This window comes from Shewanella sp. HN-41 (assembly GCF_000217915.1).
GTDB lineage: Bacteria > Pseudomonadota > Gammaproteobacteria > Enterobacterales > Shewanellaceae > Shewanella.
In genome coordinates, this window is record NZ_AFOZ01000042.1 from 33,109 (window position 1) to 59,097 (window position 25,989).

At 49.0% G+C, this 25,989-nt stretch carries 18 protein-coding genes and 5 pseudogenes; 12 read left to right on the forward strand and 11 right to left on the reverse strand.

All coding sequences use genetic code 11. From position 1 onward, the window contains the following. Positions 1-57 precede the first annotated feature (57 nt). The 3 genes from SOHN41_RS16300 to SOHN41_RS16310 all read left to right on the forward strand — a co-directional run bounded on the left by SOHN41_RS16300 (position 58) and on the right by SOHN41_RS16310 (position 4,628). Entirely contained in the window at positions 58-1,788 is a 1,731-nt protein-coding gene (locus SOHN41_RS16300; RefSeq protein WP_007651104.1) for a DUF3373 domain-containing protein, read from the forward strand. Between the two features lie 54 nt (positions 1,789-1,842). Continuing rightward, positions 1,843-3,231 carry a tetrathionate reductase family octaheme c-type cytochrome gene (locus tag SOHN41_RS16305; protein ID WP_007651106.1) on the forward strand — a complete coding sequence of 463 codons (1,389 nt, stop codon included), beginning with the start codon at positions 1,843-1,845 and terminating at the stop codon, positions 3,229-3,231. Between the two features lie 236 nt (positions 3,232-3,467). Then, positions 3,468-4,628: a putative sulfate/molybdate transporter gene (locus tag SOHN41_RS16310; RefSeq protein ID WP_007651107.1), complete on the forward strand. Its 1,161-nt coding sequence runs from the start codon at positions 3,468-3,470 to the stop codon at positions 4,626-4,628. Positions 4,629-4,688: 60 nt separating this feature from the next. Here the strand turns inward: SOHN41_RS16310 and SOHN41_RS16315 are convergent, their stop codons facing one another. From SOHN41_RS16315 to SOHN41_RS16325, 3 genes and pseudogenes are all read right to left on the reverse strand, one after another. Further along, positions 4,689-5,693 carry a polysaccharide deacetylase family protein gene (locus SOHN41_RS16315; protein ID WP_007651109.1) on the reverse strand — a complete coding sequence of 335 codons (1,005 nt, stop codon included), beginning with the start codon at positions 5,691-5,693 and terminating at the stop codon, positions 4,689-4,691. Next, on the reverse strand, positions 5,690-6,325 hold the full coding sequence (locus tag SOHN41_RS16320; protein WP_007651111.1) for an ester cyclase: 636 nt from the start codon (positions 6,323-6,325) through the stop codon (positions 5,690-5,692). The genes SOHN41_RS16315 and SOHN41_RS16320 overlap by 4 nt, the downstream gene beginning before the upstream one ends. Beyond that, positions 6,325-7,460, reverse strand: a pseudogene (locus SOHN41_RS16325) (alkene reductase). Before SOHN41_RS16325 ends, SOHN41_RS16320 begins: the two are co-directional and overlap by 1 nt. Before the next feature lie 110 nt (positions 7,461-7,570). Here SOHN41_RS16325 and SOHN41_RS16330 point away from each other — a divergent pair. Then, a pseudogene (locus SOHN41_RS16330) lies at positions 7,571-8,481 on the forward strand (LysR family transcriptional regulator). A gap of 78 nt (positions 8,482-8,559) precedes the next feature. Here the strand turns inward: SOHN41_RS16330 and SOHN41_RS16335 are convergent. Next, positions 8,560-10,365 (reverse strand): sensor histidine kinase, encoded by a 1,806-nt coding sequence (locus tag SOHN41_RS16335; RefSeq protein WP_007651130.1) that lies wholly within the window; start codon positions 10,363-10,365, stop codon positions 8,560-8,562. 207 nt (positions 10,366-10,572) lie between these two features. On the opposite strand from SOHN41_RS16335, the gene SOHN41_RS16340 reads away from it, so the two are divergent. The 6 genes and pseudogenes from SOHN41_RS16340 (at position 10,573) to SOHN41_RS16365 (ending at position 15,352) form a co-directional block, all read left to right on the forward strand. Then, positions 10,573-11,175: a response regulator transcription factor gene (locus SOHN41_RS16340; RefSeq protein WP_007651131.1), complete on the forward strand. Its 603-nt coding sequence runs from the start codon at positions 10,573-10,575 to the stop codon at positions 11,173-11,175. Positions 11,176-11,590: 415 nt separating this feature from the next. After that, complete coding sequence (locus tag SOHN41_RS16345) at positions 11,591-11,866, forward strand: hypothetical protein (protein WP_007651134.1); 276 nt, start codon at positions 11,591-11,593, stop codon at positions 11,864-11,866. Positions 11,867-12,072: 206 nt separating this feature from the next. Next, a complete protein-coding gene (gene hslV, locus SOHN41_RS16350; RefSeq protein WP_007651135.1) occupies positions 12,073-12,597 on the forward strand; it encodes an ATP-dependent protease subunit HslV in 525 nt (174 codons plus the stop codon). A 19-nt stretch (positions 12,598-12,616) separates the two neighbouring features. After that, positions 12,617-13,946: pseudogene (gene hslU, locus SOHN41_RS16355) on the forward strand (ATP-dependent protease ATPase subunit HslU). 210 nt (positions 13,947-14,156) lie between these two features. Then, on the forward strand, positions 14,157-14,543 hold the full coding sequence (locus SOHN41_RS16360) for a gamma-butyrobetaine hydroxylase-like domain-containing protein (RefSeq protein ID WP_007651141.1): 387 nt from the start codon (positions 14,157-14,159) through the stop codon (positions 14,541-14,543). A gap of 221 nt (positions 14,544-14,764) precedes the next feature. Next, entirely contained in the window at positions 14,765-15,352 is a 588-nt protein-coding gene (locus tag SOHN41_RS16365; protein ID WP_007651143.1) for a DMP19 family protein, read from the forward strand. 382 nt (positions 15,353-15,734) lie between these two features. Here SOHN41_RS16365 and SOHN41_RS16370 read toward each other — a convergent pair whose 3' ends face one another. Beyond that, entirely contained in the window at positions 15,735-17,174 is a 1,440-nt protein-coding gene (locus tag SOHN41_RS16370) for a KAP family P-loop NTPase fold protein (RefSeq protein ID WP_050801851.1), read from the reverse strand. A 589-nt stretch (positions 17,175-17,763) separates the two neighbouring features. Between SOHN41_RS16370 and SOHN41_RS16375 the strand changes: the two are divergent. Continuing rightward, positions 17,764-18,015 (forward strand): annotated as a pseudogene (locus SOHN41_RS16375) (cryptochrome/photolyase family protein); the annotation flags it as partial. Between the two features lie 85 nt (positions 18,016-18,100). Here the strand turns inward: SOHN41_RS16375 and SOHN41_RS16380 are convergent. Genes SOHN41_RS16380 through SOHN41_RS16390 form a run of 3 tightly spaced genes read right to left on the reverse strand, consistent with a single transcriptional unit; the run spans position 18,101 to position 20,861 of the window. Then, on the reverse strand, positions 18,101-18,652 hold the full coding sequence (locus tag SOHN41_RS16380) for a response regulator transcription factor (RefSeq protein ID WP_007651150.1): 552 nt from the start codon (positions 18,650-18,652) through the stop codon (positions 18,101-18,103). Then, on the reverse strand, positions 18,649-19,938 hold the full coding sequence (locus SOHN41_RS16385) for a sensor histidine kinase (protein WP_007651152.1): 1,290 nt from the start codon (positions 19,936-19,938) through the stop codon (positions 18,649-18,651). The genes SOHN41_RS16380 and SOHN41_RS16385 overlap by 4 nt, the downstream gene beginning before the upstream one ends. An 8-nt stretch (positions 19,939-19,946) precedes the next feature. Then, complete coding sequence (locus tag SOHN41_RS16390) at positions 19,947-20,861, reverse strand: dTDP-4-dehydrorhamnose reductase family protein (protein ID WP_037459445.1); 915 nt, start codon at positions 20,859-20,861, stop codon at positions 19,947-19,949. 161 nt (positions 20,862-21,022) lie between these two features. On the opposite strand from SOHN41_RS16390, the pseudogene SOHN41_RS16395 reads away from it, so the two are divergent. Then, positions 21,023-22,871 (forward strand): annotated as a pseudogene (locus SOHN41_RS16395) (alkaline phosphatase family protein). 310 nt (positions 22,872-23,181) lie between these two features. Here the strand turns inward: SOHN41_RS16395 and SOHN41_RS16400 are convergent. The 3 genes from SOHN41_RS16400 to SOHN41_RS16410 form a co-directional block, all read right to left on the reverse strand. Continuing rightward, a complete protein-coding gene (locus SOHN41_RS16400; protein WP_007651161.1) occupies positions 23,182-24,126 on the reverse strand; it encodes a pseudouridine synthase in 945 nt (314 codons plus the stop codon). Positions 24,127-24,178: 52 nt separating this feature from the next. Next, positions 24,179-24,754, reverse strand: coding sequence for an LON peptidase substrate-binding domain-containing protein (locus SOHN41_RS16405; protein ID WP_007651163.1), 576 nt, complete (start codon positions 24,752-24,754; stop codon positions 24,179-24,181). Positions 24,755-24,899: 145 nt separating this feature from the next. Next, positions 24,900-25,955, reverse strand: a complete 1,056-nt coding sequence (locus SOHN41_RS16410; protein WP_007651165.1) for a hypothetical protein — start codon at positions 25,953-25,955, stop codon at positions 24,900-24,902. Positions 25,956-25,989: the final 34 nt, after the last annotated feature.

Below are 25,989 nucleotides of genomic sequence, written 5' to 3' on the forward strand. Positions count from 1 at the left end.
GGTAAATTTGGCACTCGGCCTGAGTCGGTGCCAGCGGAACACTCAGGGAGAAACCCTATGCGTACACCTACACTCATTTCGATATTGGTTGCTAATGCGCTGTTTATGTCCGGCCAAGCCTTTGCCGCGGCCAATGAAGTACAAGCTGACACGCAAAAAATGACCGAGCTAAAACAACAGCTCGCCGATATCACAGAACAACTCGATGAACTCAATAGCCGAGTCGATAAAACCGAACGGCACACGTCTTTAGACCGCCTTGAAATCACTGGCGACTTTAGAACCAAGGCCCACTCACTGCATTACCGTGACGTGGTTTGGAACCCAGCGATTAAGGTTAACTTCAATGACTTTGGCGCCAAAGCCATGTCCGGTGTCTTTGGGATGCCAAACGATCCTAACTCGCCACTCGGACAGATGATGCAAGCCAATCCCGATCTGGCCGCCGCCTTCCAAAATGGCATGTTGCAGGGGGTGATGCCCTATGTGCTAGCCCCTCAGCAGATACAAGATATTGATAACGATATTTTTTATACCACTCGCCTACGGTTAAATCTTAAGGCCAAGGTATGGGATAACGTCAGCTTTGCTGGTCGCCTGAGCATGTATAAAAACTGGGGCGACTCCACTGGCGTACAAGTGTTCGACTCCTGGCGGTCATTCACTATGGATGGCACCAGCAGCGGCAACACCAGTGGCGACTGGTTAAGGGTCGAACGTGCCTATTTCGATTGGAAAAACATCAATGGTTCAGAGTTTTATCTCTCGATTGGCCGTCGCCCATCCACCTATGGCCCACCAACCCACTACCGTGAAAACGAACTCCGTGGCGGTACACCTTCAGGCCATTTAGTTAACTTTAACTTCGATGGCGCCACCTTAGGTTACAACCTAGGGGAAATCACTGGAGTGGAAGGACAAGTGGTTCGCTTCTGTTATGGCCAAGGTTTTGAATCCCAATGGGGCAATGGCGAAATGTTTGGTGACATAGTCACCAAAGATACCCACCTCGGCGGTTTTAATATCGATGCCATCAATGACGGTACTAACTTCCTGCAATTTACCCTGTTTGGCGCTAAAGACGTAAATGACGGCTTTAAGGGCACTATGGCCTTCCCGACCCAGCTCGCAGGTATTTTTGCCCCAACCATGTACCAAGATATGCAAAAGTTCGACAACTTTAACTTTGTCACCCGTGTACAACCCAGCGGTGTGATCGGCGACATGTATCTAGGTGGAATTGGCTTTGCTAGGGAAGAAGCCAACGATATCAAATGGTTCGCTTCACTCGGTTGGACTCGCGCAGAACCTAACGGTAACGCCGGCATGTTCGGTGGCATGTTGTCCGATGCCGTCTTTGAAGCTGAGCTCAACAGCACGGGCACCGAAATCATCATGGTGCCTAAGACCAGCGATGATACTGACACCAAAGACGGTTATGGCATCTATGTGGGTATCCAAATCCCTGCCCCCTTCGGCAAGTTCGGTTTGGAATATAACTATGGATCCGAGTATTGGACGCCCTTTACCCAAGCGCAGGACGACCCTATTGGCAGTAAATTAGCTACCCGTGGCCACGTCGGCGAAGCCTATTACATCTTTGATATTAATCCAAAAATGTTTATCAAACTTGCAGGGCTCTACTATGACTTCGAATACACAGGTAGCGGCACACCTGTAGGTGCACCGCAAAAAATCGATGATGTACTCGCGGGTTCGGCTTACTCCATGCTGCCCGTGGTCGATAAGGCCTTCGATGTGAACGCCTCACTGACCATTAACTTCTAATCCGTATAGATAAAAGCTATCAGCCCTCGGTCAAGCCGAGGGCGGGAGTACAAAATGAAAAGACTCTTACTTATTGCCTTGGCGGGCATAACATTACAAACCTATGCCGCCAATCCCCATAAAGACGCACTAAAAGGCCCTTTTACCACAGGCTCTGAAGTCACCACACAATGCTTAGTTTGCCACGAAGACCAAGCGACAGATGTGATGAAAACCTCCCACTGGACTTGGGAGTTAGCACAGAAACTCCCCGATAGAATAGTGCTGCGGGGTAAGAAGAACAGTATTAACAACTTCTGCGTGTCGATTGCGAGCAACGAGCCCCGCTGCACTAGCTGTCACGCTGGCTATGGTTGGAAAGACAACAATTTTGACTTTAAAGATAAAACCAAAGTCGATTGCCTAGTTTGCCATGACACCACAGGCACTTACGTTAAAGATCCCGCTGGAGCAGGGGAACCTATGGCAAAACTCGACCTCACTAAAATCGCCCAAAACGTGGGTGCTCCCGTGCGGGATAACTGCGGTAGTTGCCACTTCTACGGTGGTGGCGGTGACGCGGTAAAACATGGGGATCTTGATTCTTCCATGTCTTACCCAGACAAAGCGACCGATGTGCATATGGATAGCGATGGCAATGATTTCCAATGTCAAAACTGCCACACCACAGAGAAGCACATGATATCGGGTAATGCTATGGGTGTTTCACCCGGTGGCGTCGACCATATTGGCTGTGAAAATTGCCATGAATCAGCGCCCCACGCGAACAAAAAGCTCAATACCCATACTGCAACAGTTGCCTGTCAAACCTGTCATATCCCCTATTTTGCCAAAAATGAACCCACCAAGATGCGCTGGGATTGGTCTACGGCGGGGGATGATAAACCTGAAACTATTGATCAATATGGCAAACACACCTACCAGAAGAAAAAGGGTGACTTTGTATGGGAAAAAATGGTGCCGCCACAATACGCTTGGTACAACGGCACTGCCAACGCCTATATGGCGGGTGACAAAATGGACCCCAATGCAGTCACTAAACTCACCTACCCAATGGGTGACATTAACGATACCAAAGCCAAAATCTACCCCTTTAAAGTGCACACGGGTAAGCAGATTTACGACAAGAAACTCAATATCTTTATCACCCCAAAAACCTATGGTAAAGGGGGCTACTGGAGCGAGTTTGATTGGAACTTAGCCGCAAAACTGGGTATGGAAGCCAATTCAACTATGTTGGAAAAAGGCATCAAATACAGTGGCGAATATGGCTTTGCCGCAACCGAAATGTGGTGGAGGATCAACCATATGGTGTCGCCTAAGGAGCAAGCGCTTAACTGTAATGACTGCCACAACAAAGGCACTCGCCTCGATTGGCAAGCCTTGGGGTATCAAGGCGACCCAATGAAAAACAAGCAAGGCCCTAAACATAAACAACCTTAATTAACCCGTTTCCTGCAATACCTTTGAGATCTTAGTGTTTCACTAAGATCTCTTTTTATGTTGTCGCATGCTGACACAAATGCAGACAATTAGACTCAGCGATTCCTCTGCCTTGCCCCAGTTTGTCTCACTGGGTAACGCCACACGGCAGTTTGACTCTGTCTATCACCAAAATCATCTGATTTTTATGGCATTTATTTTGCCTAATCAGGCAATGTTCAATTGTGGCAACCTCTATGACCGCGGGCAAAACCCCAACACAGCACCCGACTCAACCGCTCAACCGTTTACTCGGTGAAACCAGTGGCGCCTTCGCCGACCTAGGCACTTTTTTACCCTTAGTCTTGGGCTTAATTGCCCTAAACCAATTTTCGCCCCAGGGGATATTTTTAGGCTTTGGCCTATTCGCGATATTAAGCGCCTTATTTTATCGCCGCCCGATCCCCGTCCAGCCCATGAAGGTCATCGCCGCCCTCGTGATCGCCCAAGGCTTAACCCCAGGAATGCTGCAAGCGAGTGCCATGTTGATGGGCATCATACTGTTAATTCTGGCGTTTAGCGGTGCCATCACTTGGCTCGCCAAACAATTATCCCAAGCCGTGAGTGTTGGTATCCAACTCGCCATTGGCCTGCAATTAATGTGGATGGGCACTAAGATGATGAGCGATCTTTGGCTGCTCGGACTCGGCGCATTCGCCCTGCTTTTTGTGAGTAAATTCTTGCCATTACGCTACCTTGCTATGCCTCTGGTGATTGCGGCGGGCATGTTTTGGCAGGCTAATAGCCAAACCGAAATGGCCAGCAGCCTGAGCATTCCCGCCGTGAGCGCCTCGCTACACTTGGCTTGGCCGAGTCTGAACGAGTGGAGCTCGGCGGCGATTTTGCTGGTGCTGCCACAGCTCGCCCTCACCTTAACCAATGCGGTGATAGCCACCTCGGCAATGGCGCAGGAAAAATTCCCCGAAGACGCCGCTAAACTCACGCCTAAAAACTTGGCCATTAGCTCTGGGCTTGCCAACCTGTTACTCGCGCCTTTTGGTGCGGCGGCCATGTGCCACGGTGCGGGCGGCCTCGCGGTGCAATATCACTTTGGTGCGCGAACGCACCTCACGCCATTAATCTTCGGCGGCACTTGTGTTGTTATCGCCCTGTTTTGGGATGGCCAAATAGCTTGGTTGCTCGGGCTTATCCCTGTGGCAATTCTCGGCAGTTTGCTCTCCATCGGCGGTCTACAACTGGCGTGGTCAAAACGCCTCATCGATGGTAAGCCCTTCTGTATCTTTGTGATCATCTCGACCGCTATGACGTGCCTTGCCATCAACGCCGCCGCAGGGTTGGCGGTAGGGATTATTCTCGAGCAGGGACGCCGTACTTGGGCCATGCTAGCCATGCGTTAAACACCGATATCTCCCTGAAAGTGAAAACCACAGCACATCTCAGTGCTGTGGTTTTATCCCTTAGAAAGTTCTCGCAGGATTGGTGGGTGTATCCTTTTGTGCCAGCGCCCATTTAGCAATCGCATCCTTACGCATAAAACCCACTTTTGAGTGTTCTTTAGCGTATTGAATAAACTTGTCTAAGGCATTGGCAAGACCTGGCGTACCACCGATACGGTCGTGCACACTGATGGACATCATCCGCCGCTGGGATGTGCCTTCCTGATAGAGCATATCGAATTCGTCTTTAAGCTCCTGTAGGAAGGCGGCAGCCGTCATCGCAGTATTGCCACCAAAGCGACCTATATCATTGTTACGTAAGGTATAGGGCACCACCGCAAAGGGTTTACCCTGCACTGGGATAATCGAAGGTTCATCCCTTGATAAATCATCAATATGATAGATAAAGCCCAGATCCTGCAGGATATTTAAAGTTTGGGTGCTATGGCGCATCCAAAACGCATTAAACCCTATGGGGCGCTGGCCGGTGATCTTTTCTAAGGTATTGATACTCTCTATATAAGAATCACGCTCCTGCGCTGGCGACATGCTGTATTGCGGCGTCCACGTCTGCCCATGGCCTGAAATCTCATGGCCTTCATCCGCCACTTGTTTTGCAAGTAATGGATGTAATTCGGCGGCGCGGCCCACCATATGGGAGGTCACTTGAATATTGTGCTTACGCCATAGACGCAGTAAACGCGGAATCCCCTCATTCATCCCGTAGTCGTACCAACTGGGGGTAATAGTATCCGGATAACCCTGCTCCATTGGTGGAAACGGGCCTTCGGCATTTTTATCCTGCGCGCCAGCCTCAAACTGCATGGATATAGAGATCACCAGTTGCTCGCCATTAGGCCAAAAACGGTTGTTCATACTGCCTCCTACCGAAGTTTGTGTTTGATCATCGAGTGCCACTGCCCCCGGTAATCCCATAGAGAAGGCTGACTGACTTAGACCAACGCCAGCTATCAAGGCGCCACCCGCCTGTAAACTTGTCTTTAAAAATTGTCGACGCGGGTTCATGACTTAGCTCCCGTGGACACGGCTTTCGAGGCCAGTTGGCTAAATAGCGTTTGATAATCCTCGAGGTGCCAGTTATCTGTGATAAAACCATCACGAACTCGGTACATATCTACGGCGCGAAAATCGATTTTTTGCCCTTGTCCACGCTGATCACCAAAGACACCGGTAAAATGGCCATTAAAACGTAACCGCACTACGGCGCGATCCCCTACCACCAGCAGATGCTCAACGGTTACCGAGAGATCGGGCACCGCCGCCCTAAAGGCTTTAGAGGCGTCGAGCGGCCCAGTGATCCCCTGTGCGCGGCCTTGGGGGAGAGTGCGATCAATAAAATGGGTCGCTAATGCCCAGTGGGTAAATGTCGGGTCGCCCGTATCCCAAAAGCTAGCGTATAACAGGGCGGCGTGGGCAATGGTCTCAGATTGCGGCGAGCCATCACTGATCAGCTCCATTGCCGTAACCTTAGGGGTAAGGGCCGTTTTCACATCGACACTGGCCAGAGCCGACTCACCCTGAGCGGCAACAACCGTCATGCTGAGGCTAAAGCCTAAAATGGCTAAGCCGAGTAATCCTGAGCCCCATAAACCTACTTTTATCCAAGGCGCAACGGCGCAATAAGGACGATTTTTCATTACGCCACCCCATTATCGCTTGAGTGCATAACCGCACCTAATGCCGTTTTATAGCTAGGATAATCCGTATATCCAGCCGCACTGCCGCCAAATAATGGCCCCTTGTCGAAGGGCGATAGGGGTAATTGATTGGCTAATCGATAGGGCAGATCTGGGTTAGCGATAAAGGCACGACCAAAGGCCACTAAGTCGGCATAACCTTTTTCAATGACCTCATTAGCCCGCTCGACACAGTAACGACCCGCCACAATAATGCTGCCTTTAAACACGTTACGCAGCTCGATTCTGAAGGATTCTGGCACCTTGGGCGCATCATCCCAATCGGCTTCCGATAAATGCAAATACGCCACTCCCAAAGCCGATAAATGCTTAGCAGCCAACAGGATAGTATCGACTATCTCAGGGCAAGCCATATCCTTAAAGGTCACATAGGGTGCGAGGCGAACGCCAACTCTATCGGCGCCAATCTTGGCACTTACCGCTTCAACAACGTCCAATAAAAACGAATACGCTTTTCGGGCGAGCCGCCATAGGCATCGGTTCTGTGGTTAGAATTAGTCCGCAGGAATTGGTCGATGAGATAACCATTGCCAGCGTGGATTTCGATGCCATCGAAACCTGCGGCAATGGCACTGGCCCCCGCGTTGGCAAAGTCGGCCACTACGCGGTCAATATCCGCTTTGGTCATTTCCCTCGGCTTGGGGCAGTCCACCATTTGTCCCTCGGGATGCTGCTCATCGACAATCCACACTTTAGTGCCTACAGGAGTAATCGCCGAAGGTGCAATTGGTGCCACGCCATGCTGAAAAATAGGATGGGACACCCGGCCCACATGCCAGATTTGATTAAAGATTTTGCCACCCGCTTGGTGCACCGCCGCGGTAACCTTTTTCCAGCCGTCAATTTGCGCCTCGGTATAGACGCCGGGGGTGAAAGAGTAGCCTTGGCTGTCGTCCGAAATTTGGGTCGCTTCGGTGATAATCAGGCCTGCCGTAGCGCGCTGGGCGTAATATTGCGCCATTAAGTCGTTGGGAATATTTCCAGGTTGTGTGGTACGCGCCCGTGTCATCGGTGCCATCACGATACGATTTTGCAGCGTCAGTGCCGCTGACCCATAGGCTGTAAATAAACTCATATGCACTCCGAACCATAAATGAAGTTTGAATATCTGAGTGCAATAGTGCATTAGTTAATCTATATTGATAATCAGCCTAATATTTAAATCATTTTCAAAAATAATTTGATATGTATCATATAAACGATCTGCAACTCGCCCTGCGTATCGCCGCGCTCGAAAGCCTCTCCGCCGCCAGCAAGGAGATCGGCATGACGCCAGCCGCCGCCAGCGCCGCCCTCCAACGGCTTGAAAAAAGCTAGGCTGTCAGCTGTTTGCTCGCTCGACACGGCGATTGCAACTCACGGAAGAAGGGCGAATATTTCTCGACGCCGCCAAGCCAGCACTCGCCTTACTCGAAACAGCTTCCGCCAATTTGGCCGAACATAGGGGTGAACTCAAAGGTGAAGTACGTATTGCCCTGCCCTCGGATATTGGTCGCAGCAGGATCCGCAGTTGGTTAGATGAATTGATGGATAGCGCGCCAGAACTGTCGATCCAACTCTATTTTGGCGACCATATGGCGGATCTTATCGATCAAAATATCCATTTGGCCCTACGCTATGGTCAGCTTGAAGATTCCAATCTAAAGCGGCGCCAACTGTCGATGACCCCAAGAGTGCTGGTCGCCTCCCCCGCTTATCTTGCGCAATATGGCGAACCGCAAACACTGAATGAACTGAGTCAGCACCAAGTGTTGATCTTAAATCGGGGCGGCGAGCCATGGCAGAAGTGGAAATTTAGCCATAATGGTGAAACCGTAGAGATTGAAGTCAGAGGAAAACGCTTCTGTAACGATGGCGCCGTGATCCGTGACTGGGCACTGGCGGGACGTGGTATCGCCTATAAGAGCTGGCTCGATGTGGCGCAGGATGTCACCGAAGGCAGGCTAAAGCTTATCTTAGCCGATAAACTCGCTCCTGCGGTGCCACTGCAATTGGTCTATCTTCAAACCGACTACCCTAGTCATAAAATACGTCGCACCATAGAGTTTTTAGCCCAAAAACTGCAGCAATTTAGCCAAGAATACCCAGCACCTTAGATGTATTTTGGCTTACTTTAAATCCATAAAAAGGCATACCCAGGCTAGCTGCATCTTCAGGTTATTAAAGGGAAAACACTAGCCTTTAGGCAAGACCACAGTTACCACGCAGCCCTGTTGCCAAGGTAGTTGTGCGTGTGCCGATTGCTGGCAGTTTTCAATCTGAATACTGCCATGGTGACGGCTAACCACATCCTTACATATCGCTAATCCCAAACCGAGCCCCGCATCTTTGGTAGAGGCGAACGAGGCCATTAACTCGCTAGCCTGCCCTTGTAAACCTTCGCCATTATCTATGACTAATACCCTGATTTCACTGGAGTGGTAATAGATCTCAATCCTTAGTTGCCGCGCCCGGTTATCCTTGCAGGCCTCAAGTGCATCTAAGCTGTTTTTCACTAGGTTGACCCACATTTGACTTAAGCCAACAGTATCACCCATTAATTCAAAGGGATGGCCTTCAACTGCCACAGTCACTTGTACGCCAGCTCGGTCTAGCTCACGGCGTAATAGGGCTAAAGCCTCTTTGACCACTAAGGTGACATTCAGCGATTCGGCCTTGGCCTGACGGCGCTTAAGCAAACCGCGAATACGGTGCACAACAGCCCCAGCTCGTATCGATTGCGCATTGATTTTACCCAAAATATCATAGAGTTCAGGATTATCCTGCCCAAGCCTTTCTAGCTGTAACATGGCGCCTTCACTATATTGGGTGATAGCAGCTATGGGCTGATTCAGCTCATGGGCCAGCCCCGCGCCAATCTCCCCTAGAATCGCCGCACTCTGCAACCGTTCTAATTGCAATGCTTTATCTTTTAACTGCCGCTCGGTGCTGACCAAAAACTCGCTCTTTTGACGGAATTTATATTCGAGCCACAGATGATAAATGGTCGACACGATAAAGATCAGCAGCAATACCCCGCCCCACTCTTTATTTTTCTCCATCCATTTATAGACGGTTTGATACAGGGGCGGTGCTGCGCCTTGCAGCTGCAATTCTTTAAATAATTCAATCACCTTTAGCTGACTCACAGGAGCAGTCCAACCTAAGGTATCGGCGGTAATGGCCGCCACATGGTCGGCGGGTAAATCAAACAAAGCACGGGTAATTTGCATGGTGAGTCGTGGAGAGACGGTATCCGCCGCCGCAAATGACCAGTTAGGATAAAGCTGGGTGCTGACCTCACAATCGTATCCGGGCGGATTGGTTGGATGAATGACTCGATAATCCGCCTGATTGATAAGCCCGGTTTCGATCATTTCCTCTAAGGTGCAAAAAGGTGCAATGGCGGCATCGGCATTACCGTCGCGCACTTGGTAGATCAGCGGTTCTAAAGGGAATCCGAGAAATCGTACCTGGCCAAAGAATTGCTCCGGCAGATAGCCCATCTTATGCAGTAATCCCATCGCCGCCTGATAGCCACCCAGCGCCTGCGGATCGCTGGCGACCACATTCTTGCCTCGCAAGTCCTGCAGACTGCGGATTGGGCTATCGGCGCGCACAATAATAGTGGCGCCTATGGTAAAAGTGCTGCCCTGATGCTTGCGGCTCTTCATGGTCGCGAGCCAAGATAGCGGAAAGTTATTGCTTAAGTGCAGATACTGGCCGGGGTTAGTCACAATAAACTGCAAGTCGTGGCTGAGTAACTGGCTACGCATACCATTAAAATCGACGGGCACCACTTCAAAACGGCTATTAGGAACTTTTTCGCTGAGGTAATCCATCATAGGTTGCCAGCGTTGTTTCGCCTGTAACACCCCGTGATTGGCCAAGACCCCCACTCTAAATTCATTCACAGGAAGTTCTTCATCGGCATAGGTTAGATTGACCCCCATCAGGCTCAAGATGCAACCCACCACCAGCGCCCTACACCAAACTCCCATTGCTATCGCCTTGTGTTATATGCCTTTGTATTCGAAATACTCTATGCCCTAGGCAAGAATTAAGCTGTGAATGGCGCCAAACTCTGGGATTGACCCCATGGCATTTGGCTAATTTAGTGATACACCTCCCAAGACCTAGGCTTAAAATTGAGCCTACTACAGGGCAGGCTTAAGCTGATGTAGTAGCAAACCACCGCAAGGGAAACCATGTCCACCAAACTGCCACTGTATTTAGTCGATGATGATGAAGCGATTCTCGACTCCTTGGGTTTTATGCTCGGGCAATTTGGCTATCAAGTACAAACCTTTAACAGTGGCCGAGACTTTTTAGCCCAATGTCCGTTAACCCAAGCGGGCTGCGTGATCTTAGATAGCCGAATGCCGGAGATCACCGGCCAAGAAGTGCAGCAAAAACTGCTCGAAACCCAAAGCCCGCTAGGGGTTATCTTTCTAACGGGGCACGGCGACTTACCCATGGCACTGAGCGCCTTTCGCAAGGGCGCCTGCGACTTTTTTCAAAAACCCGTATCGGGCAAAGCCTTGGTTCAAGCTATTGAAAAAGCCCATAGGGAAAGCCAAGCCAGTTTTGGACAACAGAGCCTACAGCATAAATTTGCCCAACTGACCGAACGCGAGCAGCAAGTGTTGGCCCATGTGATCCAAGGTATGACCAATAAGCAAATCTCAGAGGCCATGTATTTATCCTTACGAACCATCGAAGTGCATCGCGCTAAGATTATGAAAAAACTCGAAGTAAACAATATGGCGGAGTTAGTACAACACGTAGGGAATCTGAATTCTGTCTTATAAATCAGAGCCCTGTATCGGTTAAATACTCGCATCCCCCTCTCGCCAGCCATGATTCATTATCAACTAACCCCATATTTCCTAGACCATTCAAGATACAGTAACAACACAACTTTCATCCTACCTGCGACAAGCTGTCGCAGTTTGTCACTTTGGCTTTGTCGCTCGAGCAATAAACTGCCACACTCGGCTCAGGTTCTCTCCTTTATGCCCGCAGGCATTAAAGATCCACTGCTTTTGAACCTTCCCCCGAGGGCGCCAGTTCCCTCGGGGATTTTTTTATCCATCCCACAAACGAATACCACCCTTCGATATCGTCACTACAGCAAAAATAACATGATTTACCCTAGGCCCTAGCTGCAAACCAGCTATATAATTCCTAACCGCGTTAGATAATGATAAAATCATGGAAGAATCAATGTTTAAACCATTAATATTACTTAGCTTTAGTATCTTAGCATTAACCTGTGTTAGCGGCTGTGTTGGGCCATTAAATGCCAAGTGTGATGCGCACTCCCCCTATAGTAAACAAGAATGCAATGCAGCCGATGCCGCTGTTTATGTTGCAGCGGCCATGTTAGAAGGCTCAGATAAAGGACAGAGTTGTAATGATATGTCGGGCAAAGCGAAGCAAGATTGCCTTGCGCAGCAACAGGCATTGAAAGAATCATTAGAAAAACACGCCCGTAAATAGGGAGCTTAATCCCCCGATGCCTTCATCTAGACAGGGCGATAGACTCTCTTCCCATTAAGCACTCATTTTATTGCCAAAGGAGCGAGAAAGATCGCAGACTCCTTTGGCATTTGTCGCTATAACTTGAATTATTGCCATCGATCCCCATATCTACTCCATCATCCACCGAGCGATTTAACCCTCGGGCCAGAGAAGAGGATTCACAAGTGACCACTATCGTATCAGTACGCCGTAATAATCAAGTTGTCATCGCCGGCGATGGCCAAGTCTCCCTAGGCAATACCGTCATGAAAGGTAACGCCAAGAAAGTGCGTCGCTTATACCACAATAAGGTACTCGCAGGCTTTGCAGGTGGCACCGCCGATGCTTTCACCCTATTCGAGCGTTTTGAGGGCAAACTCGAAATGCACCAAGGTCATTTGCTGCGCTCGGCCGTCGAACTCGCTAAAGATTGGCGGACTGACCGAATACTGCGCAAACTTGAGGCTATGCTGGTCGTGGCGGATGCAGAAGCCTCACTGATCATCACAGGCAACGGTGATGTAGTGCAGCCAGAATATGACTTAGTCGCTATCGGCTCGGGTGGTAATTATGCACAAGCTGCAGCGCTCGCCCTACTGCAAAATACCGAGTTATCGGCGCTAGAAATCGCCGAAAAATCCTTAACTATTGCGGGCGATATCTGCGTATTTACCAACCAATTCAAGACAATTGAAGAACTCAATTACTAAACAGCCCGTGAGGAATATTATGTCTGAAATGACCCCCCGTGAGATTGTCCACGAGCTGGATGCACATATCATTGGCCAGAAAAAGGCCAAACGCTCCGTTGCCGTCGCCCTGCGTAACCGCTGGCGCCGCATGCAATTGGATGCCGACTTCCGTCAAGAAGTCACTCCAAAAAATATCCTAATGATAGGCCCAACCGGTGTCGGTAAAACTGAAATTGCCCGCCGCCTTGCCAAACTGGCTAACGCGCCTTTTATTAAAGTTGAAGCCACTAAGTTCACCGAAGTCGGTTATGTGGGTAAGGAAGTCGAGCAGATTATCCGCGATTTGACCGACATTGCCATCAAGCTGACCCGCGAACAACAAATGGGCAAGTGTCGCCAGCGCGCCGAAGAACACGCCGAAGAACGCATTCTCGATACCCTGTTGCCTAAGCCGAAAAATGACTGGGACAACACTGAAACCGACTCTAGCTCAAACACGCGTCAGGTCTTCCGCAAGAAGCTACGTGAAGGCCAATTGGACGACAAAGAAATCGATATCGATGTGGCGCAGCCACAGGTGGGCATCGAAATCATGTCACCACCGGGCATGGAAGAAATGACCAACCAACTGCAAAGCCTGTTTAAAAAATATGGGCCAAGCGCCAGCAAAACGCCGCAAGATGAAGATCAAAGAGGCCTTTAAGCTGTTGATCGAAGAAGAAGCGGCCAAGCTGGTGAATCAAGAAGATTTAAAGGAACAAGCCATTGAATTAGTTGAGCAACACGGCATAGTGTTCCTCGATGAAATCGACAAGATCTGTAAACGTGGCGAAACCTCAGGCCCAGATGTCTCCCGTGAAGGCGTGCAGCGCGATCTACTGCCATTGGTTGAAGGCTGCACTGTCACCACTAAACATGGCATGGTCAAAACCGACCATATTCTGTTTATTGCCTCGGGCGCATTCCAGATGTCTAAACCATCGGATTTGATCCCAGAACTGCAAGGCCGTCTGCCGATCCGCGTTGAGTTAGATGCGCTATCGGCCGATGATTTTAAACGTATTCTGACCGAACCACACGCCTCGCTCACCGAGCAATATGTGGCGCTAATGGGCACCGAAGGCGTGAAAATCGAGTTTACCGAATCGGGCATAGAAAGCATTGCCAAGGCGGCTTGGCAGGTGAACGAGCGTACCGAAAACATTGGTGCCCGTCGTCTGCATACCGTGATGGAAAAACTGATGGAAGATATCTCCTATGAGGCATCCGACAAATCCGGCAGTTCGTTTGTAATTGATGCCGACTATGTGAGTGCTCACTTAGATAACTTAGTCCAAGACGAAGACTTAAGTCGCTTTATCCTCTAAGCATTCAAAGCTTGTAAACGGTCAAAGTCGATTGTGCTTGGCCCTTAGGCTGGTTTGGTATTCAGTGAATGTCAAACCAGTACCTAAGTGTAAAACTGTGATCACGGCTAAGGCATACCCTTTGTATCCTTAGCCGCTAAGGGCTACATTAACTAAGTGTTATTTTAATGAGCCGTTATCTTATCCCCAGCATTTTTTGGTAGCCAACCTATGACCACTGCAAGCCCCAATGTCATCGACCTCAAATTAAAACGTAAATCCCGCATTTTAGAAATCAGCTTCGATAATGGTGAGCAGTATCAACTCAGCTGCGAGATGCTCAGAGTCTACTCGCCCTCCGCCGAAGTGCATGGTCACGGCAATCCCAAACTGGTCACCCACAAGAAAAACGTCAATATCACCAGTATCGAACCCGTGGGCAATTACGCCGTAAAAATCGTCTTCGACGATGGCCACGATACCGGCCTATTCTCATGGAAAGTGCTTTACGATCTCGCCACCCACCAAGTGGACTTATGGGAAAATTACTTAGCCCGACTGCGCGCAGAAAAAGCCTCCCGTGAACCCCTGATCGCGATGAATATAAAGTACAACTAATACATTAGGTTAGCTGGCTATTAATTGTGAGATTTAAACAATTACATTACAGCTAACGACAGAAGTTTAAGAGTATTCGGCTATAGATTAAGCACTGTTATTCCAGTGCTTAATTCCGCTAATCTCTGCGTATGCTTTAACTCTAAAAACAGGTCATTTTACAATGGGTAGCTTGTGAATCTGTTACCCCTCTTGCTGACTTGAGTATCTAAGGAAAGATAATGTCGGAAAAAGTCCCCTGCACAGCCTGCCAAACCTTAATCATGCCCAGCACCGCCGAGCGCAACGCGGGCTTATGTATGCCCTGTAAAAATGGTAATCGTGAAAATATCGAGCAGGCAAAAGCCTATTACCAAAAGGAGCGGGAATTAGATAAAACCTGCCCTTTTAGAGCCCTGTGGCGAGATATTGTGGTGCAGGTGCATGACGATAAACAGGGCTTTCACACTCTAAGCGAAGCGGCGCAGCACTATTACGCAGTCAATTGTCTTTCAGGCGAAGTCTACAACGGCGGCTTTATTCAGTATTTCGATAACTCATCGGGTGAGCATTATGCTGTTGCCGAGCGCGGCCTTCAGCAAATAGGCGCTATGCATTCGTTAGTCCTATTACAACAGGCTAAACAGGCGGTATTTGGCGACCATCCCGTCCCTACCGACAGAGACCAACGCCTCGCCGCAACCGATAATCCAGTAGCCGAAGCCCGACTCAATCAACTCGATGATGAGTTTTATAAAGATTTGGATAATCTTGATATCAAGCTAGAGAGCTATGCGATACAAACGGGATTGGTTAACGCAATCGAATGATTGCGGGGTTATTGTGAGTACTTTACACAAGTAATTAAGCGCAACGTTAACTGAAACTATCAGTAATATTTTTTAGTTTAAAGTCGTGGGGCTTCACCCCACACCCGACCAAAAGGGGAAAAGCGCCTGTTCCCCTTTTGGATATCCCTCGGCGTCCCCGACGGAGTTGAAAGCCCCTTGGGCATTAAGCGTTCTAATGCTATCGCGTCAGACGCTCGTCCCTGATTCGACTGACGCTATTTCGGCATCCATGCCTCGCTCACGCAACGAACGCAAATGCCCTGCGGCAACTCCGAGGGGATAGTGAACTCCTGAAACTTCTGTGTTGGCTGTTAGTATCTAGAGAGTTTTGCATGTCCTAGCTTCGAGTCATTGCATATAATTAGTCAGCGATATCTATCTGACTAATCAGTTCAATCCGGTTAAATGCCATTCCGCGCAGATCAGAATAATTCCTCCACGAGTCAATACTTCGAACAAATTGGATTAAGTTAGTCAATTCTCTTTGACGCGGATCATTTTGGGCAAGTTCATCTTTTAACTGTTCCCATGGAGCAATTATTGGATCCAAATCGATGTTTCTATCTTCATCATATCCAGATTTGATAAGCCAACCACATATAGTGCCAAATGACTTTGGAAGAGGTGTGGTTTTAATATCGCCTTCCAGCAAAAATGCGATTACGTCATTGGTACAACTCACATCCAGCTTAAAACGTTGGTAAAGGGCATTATCCTCCTGACGAAGTACCAGCATACACAGCAGTACTACGGCATAAAGATCCTGCCTTTTATTTATTGAGCGAATAATCAAACGCAACCTAGTGATCAGTTGATCAATATCCCTTAATGTGTAATCAAAACGCCCGCAAAGCCAAAACAACATATTTACAACAGTTTCAATTTCGTTGCGCCCTTCTAGCCGCTTAGCAAAGTGATTTTGTAAGTCTTGCTGTTGTAGCTTAACCCGTATATATGCCTTCCTATCTGGAATTCTCAGGCTGTAGTCTAGGTCGATAAAGCGTTTAAGATAATTTAGTCCATCGAAACTCGGTCCGTAGACACCTTGAATGCTCTTACTGAGTTGATCACGATTCACTGCAAGTACAAATACCAAACGGTCGATATCAAATAAATGCTTAATACGTTCCAGCACCTCAATAGCATAAGTAGGTTTGCAACGATCAAGTTCATCGACAAATATTATTAGGTTGGCTTGGTCCTCGGGCAAAGCATCCAGTGCAACAGACAACTGATGCTTAAATTTGGCCAAAGATTTTTGTTTTACGTTAAAGCTATCGACCAAGCTACCAACTGCATCACCAGTTAAATCAGAAGCAAGTTTCTCGTATTCTTTACCCAGATCCAATGCGCCAAAGGTAGCGGCTTTTACTGCAGCCACAGCAGTCGCTTTGATGATCCCTGGAGCACATTCTTTGGCCTTATTCCACGCTTCTTTTATCGCGGGCTTGCCAGATTGTGTTGCTAGCCAGTCATCTAGTACAGATAGCATAGGTAGCAGCGGATCTTCGGCAAAATCACTTTCCCATGCGTTGAGGTAAAGACTCTCTTTACCCTCATATTTCAGGAATTGCTGCCACAGTTTAATAAAGGTCGTCTTGCCGCCCCCCCATGGAGCATCAATAGCAAACACAAGAGGCGCCTCAACATTTAGCAGCACTGGGGTCAGGTTTTCAATCTCCTTACTGCGATCCAGCTTATCAGCAGCACATGGCCACTCGTCATGAACATTGGGAGGGTTAATACGTAGTGGTATTAGTTTTTTTGGGTAATCATTTGAATTTACTGAGTTGTCAGACATGGTACATCCCTGTTGCTGATAAATTTTTTAGGTTTAACGAATAGCAAGACTTGTATGTTACAACCCGTCTGCTCATTTGGTTAAGTAAAACTGGGAATTCTATTGAAACACCCATTATTCAATTTTAGGAAGATAGAGTTTTAGTCTTCTTTTAACATAAGAGTAAGCAACGCCGAAACTTTAGAAGTTCACCTTTCCCTGCGAAGTTGCTGAAGGGCGTTGAAGGAAATCGCGTGAGCGAGGCATGGATGCCGAGTTAGCTTTCGGGGTACAGGATGTACCATCGGAAGCGTTAGCTATTTTCGAATAAGCACGAAGCCACTAATCAATGCATGTAACTTCGCTAGGGGCGGCAAGGGAGATCCAAGAGGGAATTGCTGTTGATCCCCTCTTGGTCGGGTGTGGGTTGAAGCCCCACGACTTTGACTTTGCTTTTAAAAGCAATCAAACCAAACTTAGATAAACCTCATTGTCGAAATCCCGACAAATACCCCAGCTTGTGATCCTCACAGTGCTGCAATCCGTAATGTTCAGCAATATCCCATCGCGAAATGTGTAACCGCGACAGTCATCCACCAGAGTCCACCTAATGCAATTACGGCAGCAATCACAGCAGCAATTACAGCACTTCCATACGGTTAGGCTGATTTTAGGCGATCAGCTTAATGCCCAGCATACTTGGTATCAGCAAGTCGATCCCAAGGTACTGTATTTAATTGCAGAATTGCACCAAGAAAACACCTATGTGACTCATCATGTGCAAAAGATCTGTGCATTCTTTAGTGCCATGGCGCAATTTGCCAGCGAGCTAAGCGCTGCGGGGCATCGGGTGTGTTACCTGGGAAAGATCGGACAAACATCTCTTTTTTCTAGAGCAGTACATACCTCTTTAGATACTTGACGTACAGGTGAGCATCCAAGCCGCTCTATTTTACCTGCCCGCCTTCACCCACAGGCTTCTTTAATAACTTACGCTGCAAGGTGCGGCGATGCATACCGAGTTGGCGGGCGGTGGCCGACACATTGCCCTGATTGGCATTGAGCACTTGCTGAATATGCTCCCACTCCAGCCGTTTAGGATTAAGTGGCGAGTCATCGACTTCATCTTCTTGAAGTGTATGGGAATGACTATCCATATCCAATGCTGTGAGTAGGGTTTGGGTATCCACTGGCTTAGCCAAATAGTTATCGGCGCCGAGACGAATAGCTTCTACTGCGGTGGCGATACTGGCGTAACCTGTGAGCAAGACCAGAGTCACCTTAGGCAACAGATTACGCAGTGGCACAATAAGCCCCAGCCCATTCGCCTCGGCCAGTTTCATGTCGAGCAAAATATGGCTTGGACGAAACTCCCGCGCCACCAGCAGCACATCGCTAGCGTCGTGGATTAAACGACACTCAAAGCCGTGGCGACTCAGCCTTCGCGCCAAAATATTTGCCAGCGCTTGGTCATCTTCAATAATCAACAGACGCTTCATGCGCTTACCTCCTCGGAGATCTGACTCTGCGGCCTTAACACAGAGAAACGGATCTGTGCCACTGTGCCGCCTTGGGGGTGGTTAGCCAAGATAAGCTCCGCCCCCAGTCGGTTTAAACTCGCATGACTGAGCAACAGAGCGATACCTAGGCCCTTGGGGCTCTCGATTAATAAAGTGCCGAGTTGTGGTAATAAAGCAGGGGCGATACCTGTACCATAATCGCGGATCTGCAGATAGATTTGATCTTCCCTTGGAGCTATATCCAAACTGATATCCACCTGCGCCGTCCCTAGGGTTTCGGTGCTAGCGCGGGCAGCATTCTCAATTAAAGCCATGATCGCTGGCGTTAGGCTCATATCGGTTAAAATGTTCTGCCCGGCGAGTTTATCAAAGGCGCAGGTCATCAACCAATGGATCTCTGTTTGCGGCATCAGCAGCAGTGTTTTCTGTTTAAGCCCGTCAATAAGCTCGCCGAATAACAATGGACGCTGGCGGCGGTCGCGAATCGATTCAGTGGCTAAACGTAATTCGGCAAGCGTATGCTCACAGCGACATAGCGCGGTTTCCATCTCTTCCACTAACGCAGAAACATCGCCATTTTCCTCTTTAACTTCATCGAGTAATAGCCTTAAGGTTGATAGTGGTGTAGCCAATTGGTGTGCCATTTGTGCCGAAGCTGTGCCCAATGCCAGCAGTTGCTCCTGGCGCAATTGTCCCTCTCGCATAAATGCCAATTGTGCGTCCTGCCGGCGCATGCGTTTAGTGATCAGCGCCACGCTGGTCGTCATCACTAATGCCGAAATCACAAAGTTAAACCACATGCCCAAATAATGGGAGCTCATGTCCATGCCGTGGTGCTGCATCGGTGACTCTGGCACGGTAAAGATCATCAGACTGTAGGCGAGCGTCGATATCGCCGTTAGCACCCCAGGTGCCCAGATAGGTAAAGTTACTGCCGCAAGCGCGATGGGTAGCAATAATAACGAGATAAACGCATTGGTGGCACCGCCGGAAAAGTGCAACCACGATATCCAAAATAGCGTGTCTAGACTGAGGGCGATAAAGAGACCACTCTCTTTGGCAAATAATGGCTTACGCAATGCCAGTGTGAGCGATAGGAATAGGGTCTCTAGCACAAGTACATGGACTAATGGCTCCATTTGCAGGCTAAGGCCAAAGGTATCGGCGGCGAAGGTGGTTAAACCAATTTGCAGCAATAGACCTAAGGTTCGTAGCAATGCGACTTGGTCGGCGGCCTGCAGACTCGTGCCTAATATCTTAGTCATAGCCATACCTACAGAGTGAGTCCGAGTGTGGCAAGTGCACCACTCGATTGCGTTAATGCTTGGCGCACGCCAGTGGCAAAATTCATTTCAGAGCGAATCTCCATCGCCGCTAAACGCAAACAGCTCAAAGTACAGTCCCTCGGCCTTTTGGCGCTATCCGTCGGCGTAGATTCAGGCGTTAAGTGCGCCGTGCTGAGCTGCAAAATCTCCCCTAAGGTCAGCAGCATTTGGTACTTAGTCATAGTCTCTGCTGCGCTAAAGTGATAAATCCCCTGCACTGTCGATTCTTGAAGATGCAGGGCAATCAGCTTATCGATAGCGTTGGCAATATCGGCAGTTGACGTTGGGCTGCGCACCGCCCAATCATCGATCCCCAGAGGGCGTTTATCCATAAGCTGCTGGATCAGCACCAACACCGCTGACTCACTGAGTTTTTCGACTTGCCCATAGAGGATAGGTAAGCGCAGCACCGCAAAATCGGGATCAATACCTAACACTATCTCTTCGCCCTTACGCTTTGACTCGCCGTAAAAATTAACAGGGTGAGTCGCGGCATCTTCGGCATACTTGGGTTGAGTACCATCGAACACATAGTCGGTGGAAATATAAATAAGCCACGCATGATTGGCTTTGGCGGCCTGTGCTAAGGCTTGACTGGCGGATAAATTCAACGCCAAGGCCGCTTGAGGATTTTGCTCCGAAACATCGGGGCGGCGCTCTGCTGCGCAGTGGACAATCACTTGAGGACTGTGACGGGAGACAAAGTCGGCGACTTCGCTAGGGTGGGTAAGATCGAGCCTATGTACGCTATCACTGGCGCGGCTAAAACCCGTAGCGACCACTTCATGCCCTGTTAATTCAAGCTGTTTTACGACAGCCCTGCCGAGTAGCCCAGTCGCCCCCGTTACCATGATCTTCGCCATATGCCCCTTCACCATTCACGCTGAATCTTGGCTTACGATTCTAAAAGCTTTTCATATTCAACGCACTTGTTTACTCTTATTTGCCGAAGTTAACCCCATATAAACCTAACTAGAAAAGGCTGAATTTGAGTTCAACACTTCCCTTAATATTAGCGGGGCCAATGCTGCGCCACTGCGATGCCTCACACTTTACCCTGTGGTTTGTCAGTCGCGAGCCCTTAACTGAGCTTAAGTTACACCTAGGCGAGCAAGCATATCCGTTACAGGATACAGATTTGTATCATGTGCCACTCGGACAACATGCCCATCAATACCTTGTTACCCTGTCGCGTCCAGAGTTACTCACACCCAATAGCGTCACGAGCTACCAAGTATTCGCCGCCCAACATGGGGATATTTTTGCTGCCATAAACCAGCTGAACTACGGCCAGGCTGCTATGCCAAGCCTGCGTTTCACTCCCCAATTAACCCATATTTGCCATGGTTCTTGCCGTAACCCCCATCACCATAGTGACGATGCTTTAGTCGCCGCCGATGCACGATTATCACAGATAATAGAGAGCAACTTAGACGAACGCCCGGCCCTGATTATGCTCAGCGGCGATCAGGTCTATGTGGATGATATTGCAGGCCCCATGCTATGTGCTATCGGCCAAGTGATAGAACTACTCGGCCTTAATCATGAGTTATTTGAAGGGGCGAACATCCAAGGTAGCCAAGACATTCGCTACCGCCCAGAGGGGCTATATCAGCGGCATAAAAACCTACTACCCCATACCCAGTATCCCGCCAAAACCGCACTGTGGCATTGGTATCGTAATCACCCGATTTTTACCTCTTCGATCGCCGAAAATCACTTAGTCAGCCTCAGTGAAGTCATCGCACTGTATCTACTCACTTGGTCGCCCGAACTATGGGATCTCGTCAATATTCCCAGGGACGTTGAGGGTCTAACACCCTCCCATAGCGCACGTTGGCGCAAGGAATGGCAGCACTTACTCGCCTTTAAAGCGGGACTGAAACAAGTCAGGCGCTTTATGGCACATATTCCGGTTTATATGATGTTTGATGACCATGACATCACAGACGATTGGAACCTCACCGCCAAATGGGAGCAAGCCGCATACGAGCATGCATTTTCGAAGCGTATTATTGGCAATGCCTTGATTGGCTATGTTTTATTTCAAGGGCTTGGCAATGCACCAGATAAGTTTTCTAAAGAGATCAGGCCATTATTGGATGCTTTTTTTAAGCAGCCACAGGCCAAACTACAGGATGAGCTTATCGATCAACTGCTGCAATTTGAGCAGTGGCATTACACTCTAGACACTTTTCCCAAACTGGTAGTGCTCGATATCCGCACCCGCCGCTGGCGTAGTGAATCAAATCTGGCAAAACCCTCAGGTCTAATGGATTGGGAAGCCCTGATGGACTTGCAACAGGAGTTACTCGGTCAGTCTAAGGTCATTATTGTCTCACCGGCACCGATGTTTGGGGTCAAATTGATTGAAGCAGTGCAACGCACGGCCACCTTGATGGGGGCATCTCTCCTCGTGGACGCCGAAAACTGGATGGCTCACCCTGGTGCCGCTAACAGCCTACTGAGTATTTTTATGCACCGTAAAACACCGGAGCAATTTGTGATCCTCTCCGGCGATGTACATTACTCCTTCGCCTATGACATCGGCATCCGCTTTCGGCGTAGTAGCCCCCAAATTTACCAGATCACCTGTAGCGGTATTAAAAACCAATTCCCCGAAAAGCTCCTGCCCCTTTTCGACAAACTCAACGGTTGGTTTTATGGTCATTTTTCACCGTTAAACCTACTGACTAAACGCAAACGCTTGTTGATCCGAGGTAGACGCCCCAATGGCGAGCCAAGCAAACGTTTAGTCAATCGGAGTGGCATAGGCATCTTGACCTTGGCAGATAATGGTGCGCCGACAAAAAATCGCTGTTTTACATGGAGATATGAGTGAAACCCTATTCGAGCCACCTAAACAAAAGTAACGACTCATACGGGCTTATCTCGGGGATTAGCGCGCTAAGCCTAAAAACACCGAATATCTAAGCCCTATTCCTGTCGCCCCTAAATAGCCGTTTCGAATTGTAGATCACTTTATAGGGCAAGCCGGATATCGGTAAGCAGGCCCCCTGCGCCATGGTGAGCATCGCATAGCGATACGCTGCGAACGAGAGCCATGGAGGGCGAACTGGCTTTTGTGTATGGATACATTTGGCGTGGTGGTGCCCTCAGGGAAGAGTTAATGGCGTACCTGCGTGCGATACCCTGCGATGTAGCATAATTAAGAACAGTTAGTTAGGTGGACATAATGCTTGGCGCTGACGCAAGCATAAATCCTTCACATTGAATATCGTGATAAATCCCACTCACAGGGTCGATAAACCGCAAACGCTGCGCCATCAATTTGAGCGGCTGAGTAAAGTCATCCGGCCCTTTAGGTAATAACCTTGGATAAAATCTGTCATTTAATAATGGCATACCGAGACTGAGCATATGCACACGCAACTGATGGGTTTTGCCCGTAATAGGGCTGAGGTGGAATAAGCCTACATCCCCCTCGATTGCCACAAGGCTGATCTCAGAGTGGGTATTCGCGTCCCCTTCAACCACTTGCATAATAAAACTCGGTTCACTCGGCTGCATACGGTTTTTCACCGTCCAATGCAGCGGCAATGACAAACAGCCCTTTCGATATTGCTCAATAATGTTGGGAGTCAGTTTGGCCATCGCTTGATAATCTTTACGGATAACATCGTCGACAAAGAGTTGGTGGTACAAGTGCCGGGTTTGGGGTCGAGTGGTCATCAAGATCACCCCTGCGGTTTCACGGTCTAACCTGTGGGCTGGCGCGATCGTCTCGATACCAGTTCGCAATCTTAATCTGTGCACTAGGCACTCATTGACATAGTTACCGCTTGGGGTCACTGGTAAAAAGTGTGGTTTATAGGCCAAGATGACATTTTCATCCTGAAAGAGGATCTGCTCTTCGAAGGGAACCAGAGTTTCCACAGGCACTTCGCGGTAATAATATACCCGCGCCGTTGGCCGATATGCCGAGTCTAATTTAATGACACTGCCATCCTGCCAGTGCACTTTGCCATCGAGGATCCGTTGTCGCCACACCTCCTCACCTATACGCGCAAAATGGGTCGCGAGAAAGGCAAACACGGTTGATTTATCGGTAACCTCCCTTGGGAGTACCACATAGGAGGGCTGAGCTGCGCGGGCGGTTTGAGTCATATAAAAAAATAGCGGCCAAATACAGCCGCTATTTTAGCCCCGATGCGGTTTTTCAGTCCACATGGGACTTGATAAGTTGCAGCACAAAATCCATGGTTTTATGGCAGTCGGGTTGGTTCACTAGTAAGAGTTTATCCTTGTTATACATAGGTAATACCTCTAGCCAGCGCTGACTTACCCAAGCCGCATCCTCTAAATGTACTTGGGAGTAGAGTTCGAGCAAATCCGGGTTCACCTCATAAAATTGCTCGAGTGCGGCGCTGATCAATTCAAACTCACCTTCGATGGGCTCCTCCTGCCAGTTACGGCAAGGCAAAGTACGGGACATCCACAGTTTATCTTTAGCCTGTGCCGCCGAGAGTATGCTGACCCGCTGCCGCCCTTCGAGCACTATGCTGAGTGAATCATCTTCAAGCTGGTTAAAATCGATGATATCGCATTGGGTAGCGGTAGGATAACAGGGAGGACTGCCCCGCGGCCGCATCGCCGCAAAGGCCAAATCGTATCTACCTTTTAACACATCTGCGACCATTCGTAGATGACCAGGTTCGACCACGCGGACCTCAATCCTTCCCTGTGGCAGTAACAAGGCATCGCGCATAATTAACGCCATTTCTCGTGTTTGCATAGCAACCTCCTGCCCCTCAAATAGAAGGAAACGGCCATCCACTCGCTCGTATTCCCTATTAACTTAGAGTGTAGCAGGAGAAATAATTTCCTTCCTAAAGCCGCTGAGTACAAAAAAGAATTTTGTGTTCGGTATACTCACAGGTCTAAAAATGCTCGAGCCTTTCCAGTAAATTCCCCTTAGCGATCACCTCGGCAAACTCCTCACCTAGGCGCTCACTCAAGGCCACTGAGGTTCGCCAATATTTGATACGTTGCGCCGTATCCAATTGCTTAAAGTCCTCTCTGTCGGGAATTTTGCCAAAGGGCAGCGATGCGACAAACTCAGCCGTTGGCGCTAACACTAAGGCATTATGGTAATGGCCTCGCCCTCGACGCCAACTTAAGGATTTATCAAACCAACCTGGGCTGATGGTCGGATAAAAATGCGGATACAGGGTTAATCCCTTGGCATGGGATAAAGGTAAATCAAAGTGATAGTCGGTAATGCCGCCATCATAATATTGACCATCGGCCACGCCCTCGATTCTGGACACAGGTGCGAGCAACAAAGGGATAGACCCAGTGGCCAACATGACGTCATTCACATTGGCAGTGGTTAATTTGGCCTGTTGGCTCGGTAAATCCGTGAGTTGTAAAAAAGGCGATGCCGCGACTTGTTGACTAAAAACCACACGCTCAAAATGCCAGGCTAAACTCCTGCGACTCACAAGGTTGGTTGCCGCCGTGAGCGCTAAGCCTGCCGCGAGGGGGAGTTTATGGGTAAGACGATTTAAATGCTTGCCACGACATACGACTAAATGGCTATGAATATAGGGATGACTCACCATTTCCCCACCGCCACGCGTGCCTAAAATCCCCTGCACTACGCCCTTAACTTGGGTACTAACTTCCTGCGGTGTTGGCACGGTTTCATAGTGCTGGCCAATATAGTAATCCTCTAAACGCCCGTAGGCTTGTAGTGGATCCTGCTGTGCCAAACAGGCTAAACGCCATGCCCCCGACGAAGCACCTAAGGTATAAAGCGGTGTCTTGCGCTGTTTAAAAAATTCCGAGAAGAGATACTTATCAAGACCCGCAATCCCTAACCATTTTGGTCCGCCGGATGCGGCCAATAGTTGTGTAAAAGCATCGGGATGCAAACCTTGCTCCCTGATGACGTTAAAGGCCGTAGGGCCAGCAAGAAAGCGTAATGCGGGCAAAACTCAACTCCTTAAATTGCCTCAAACCTGAGGT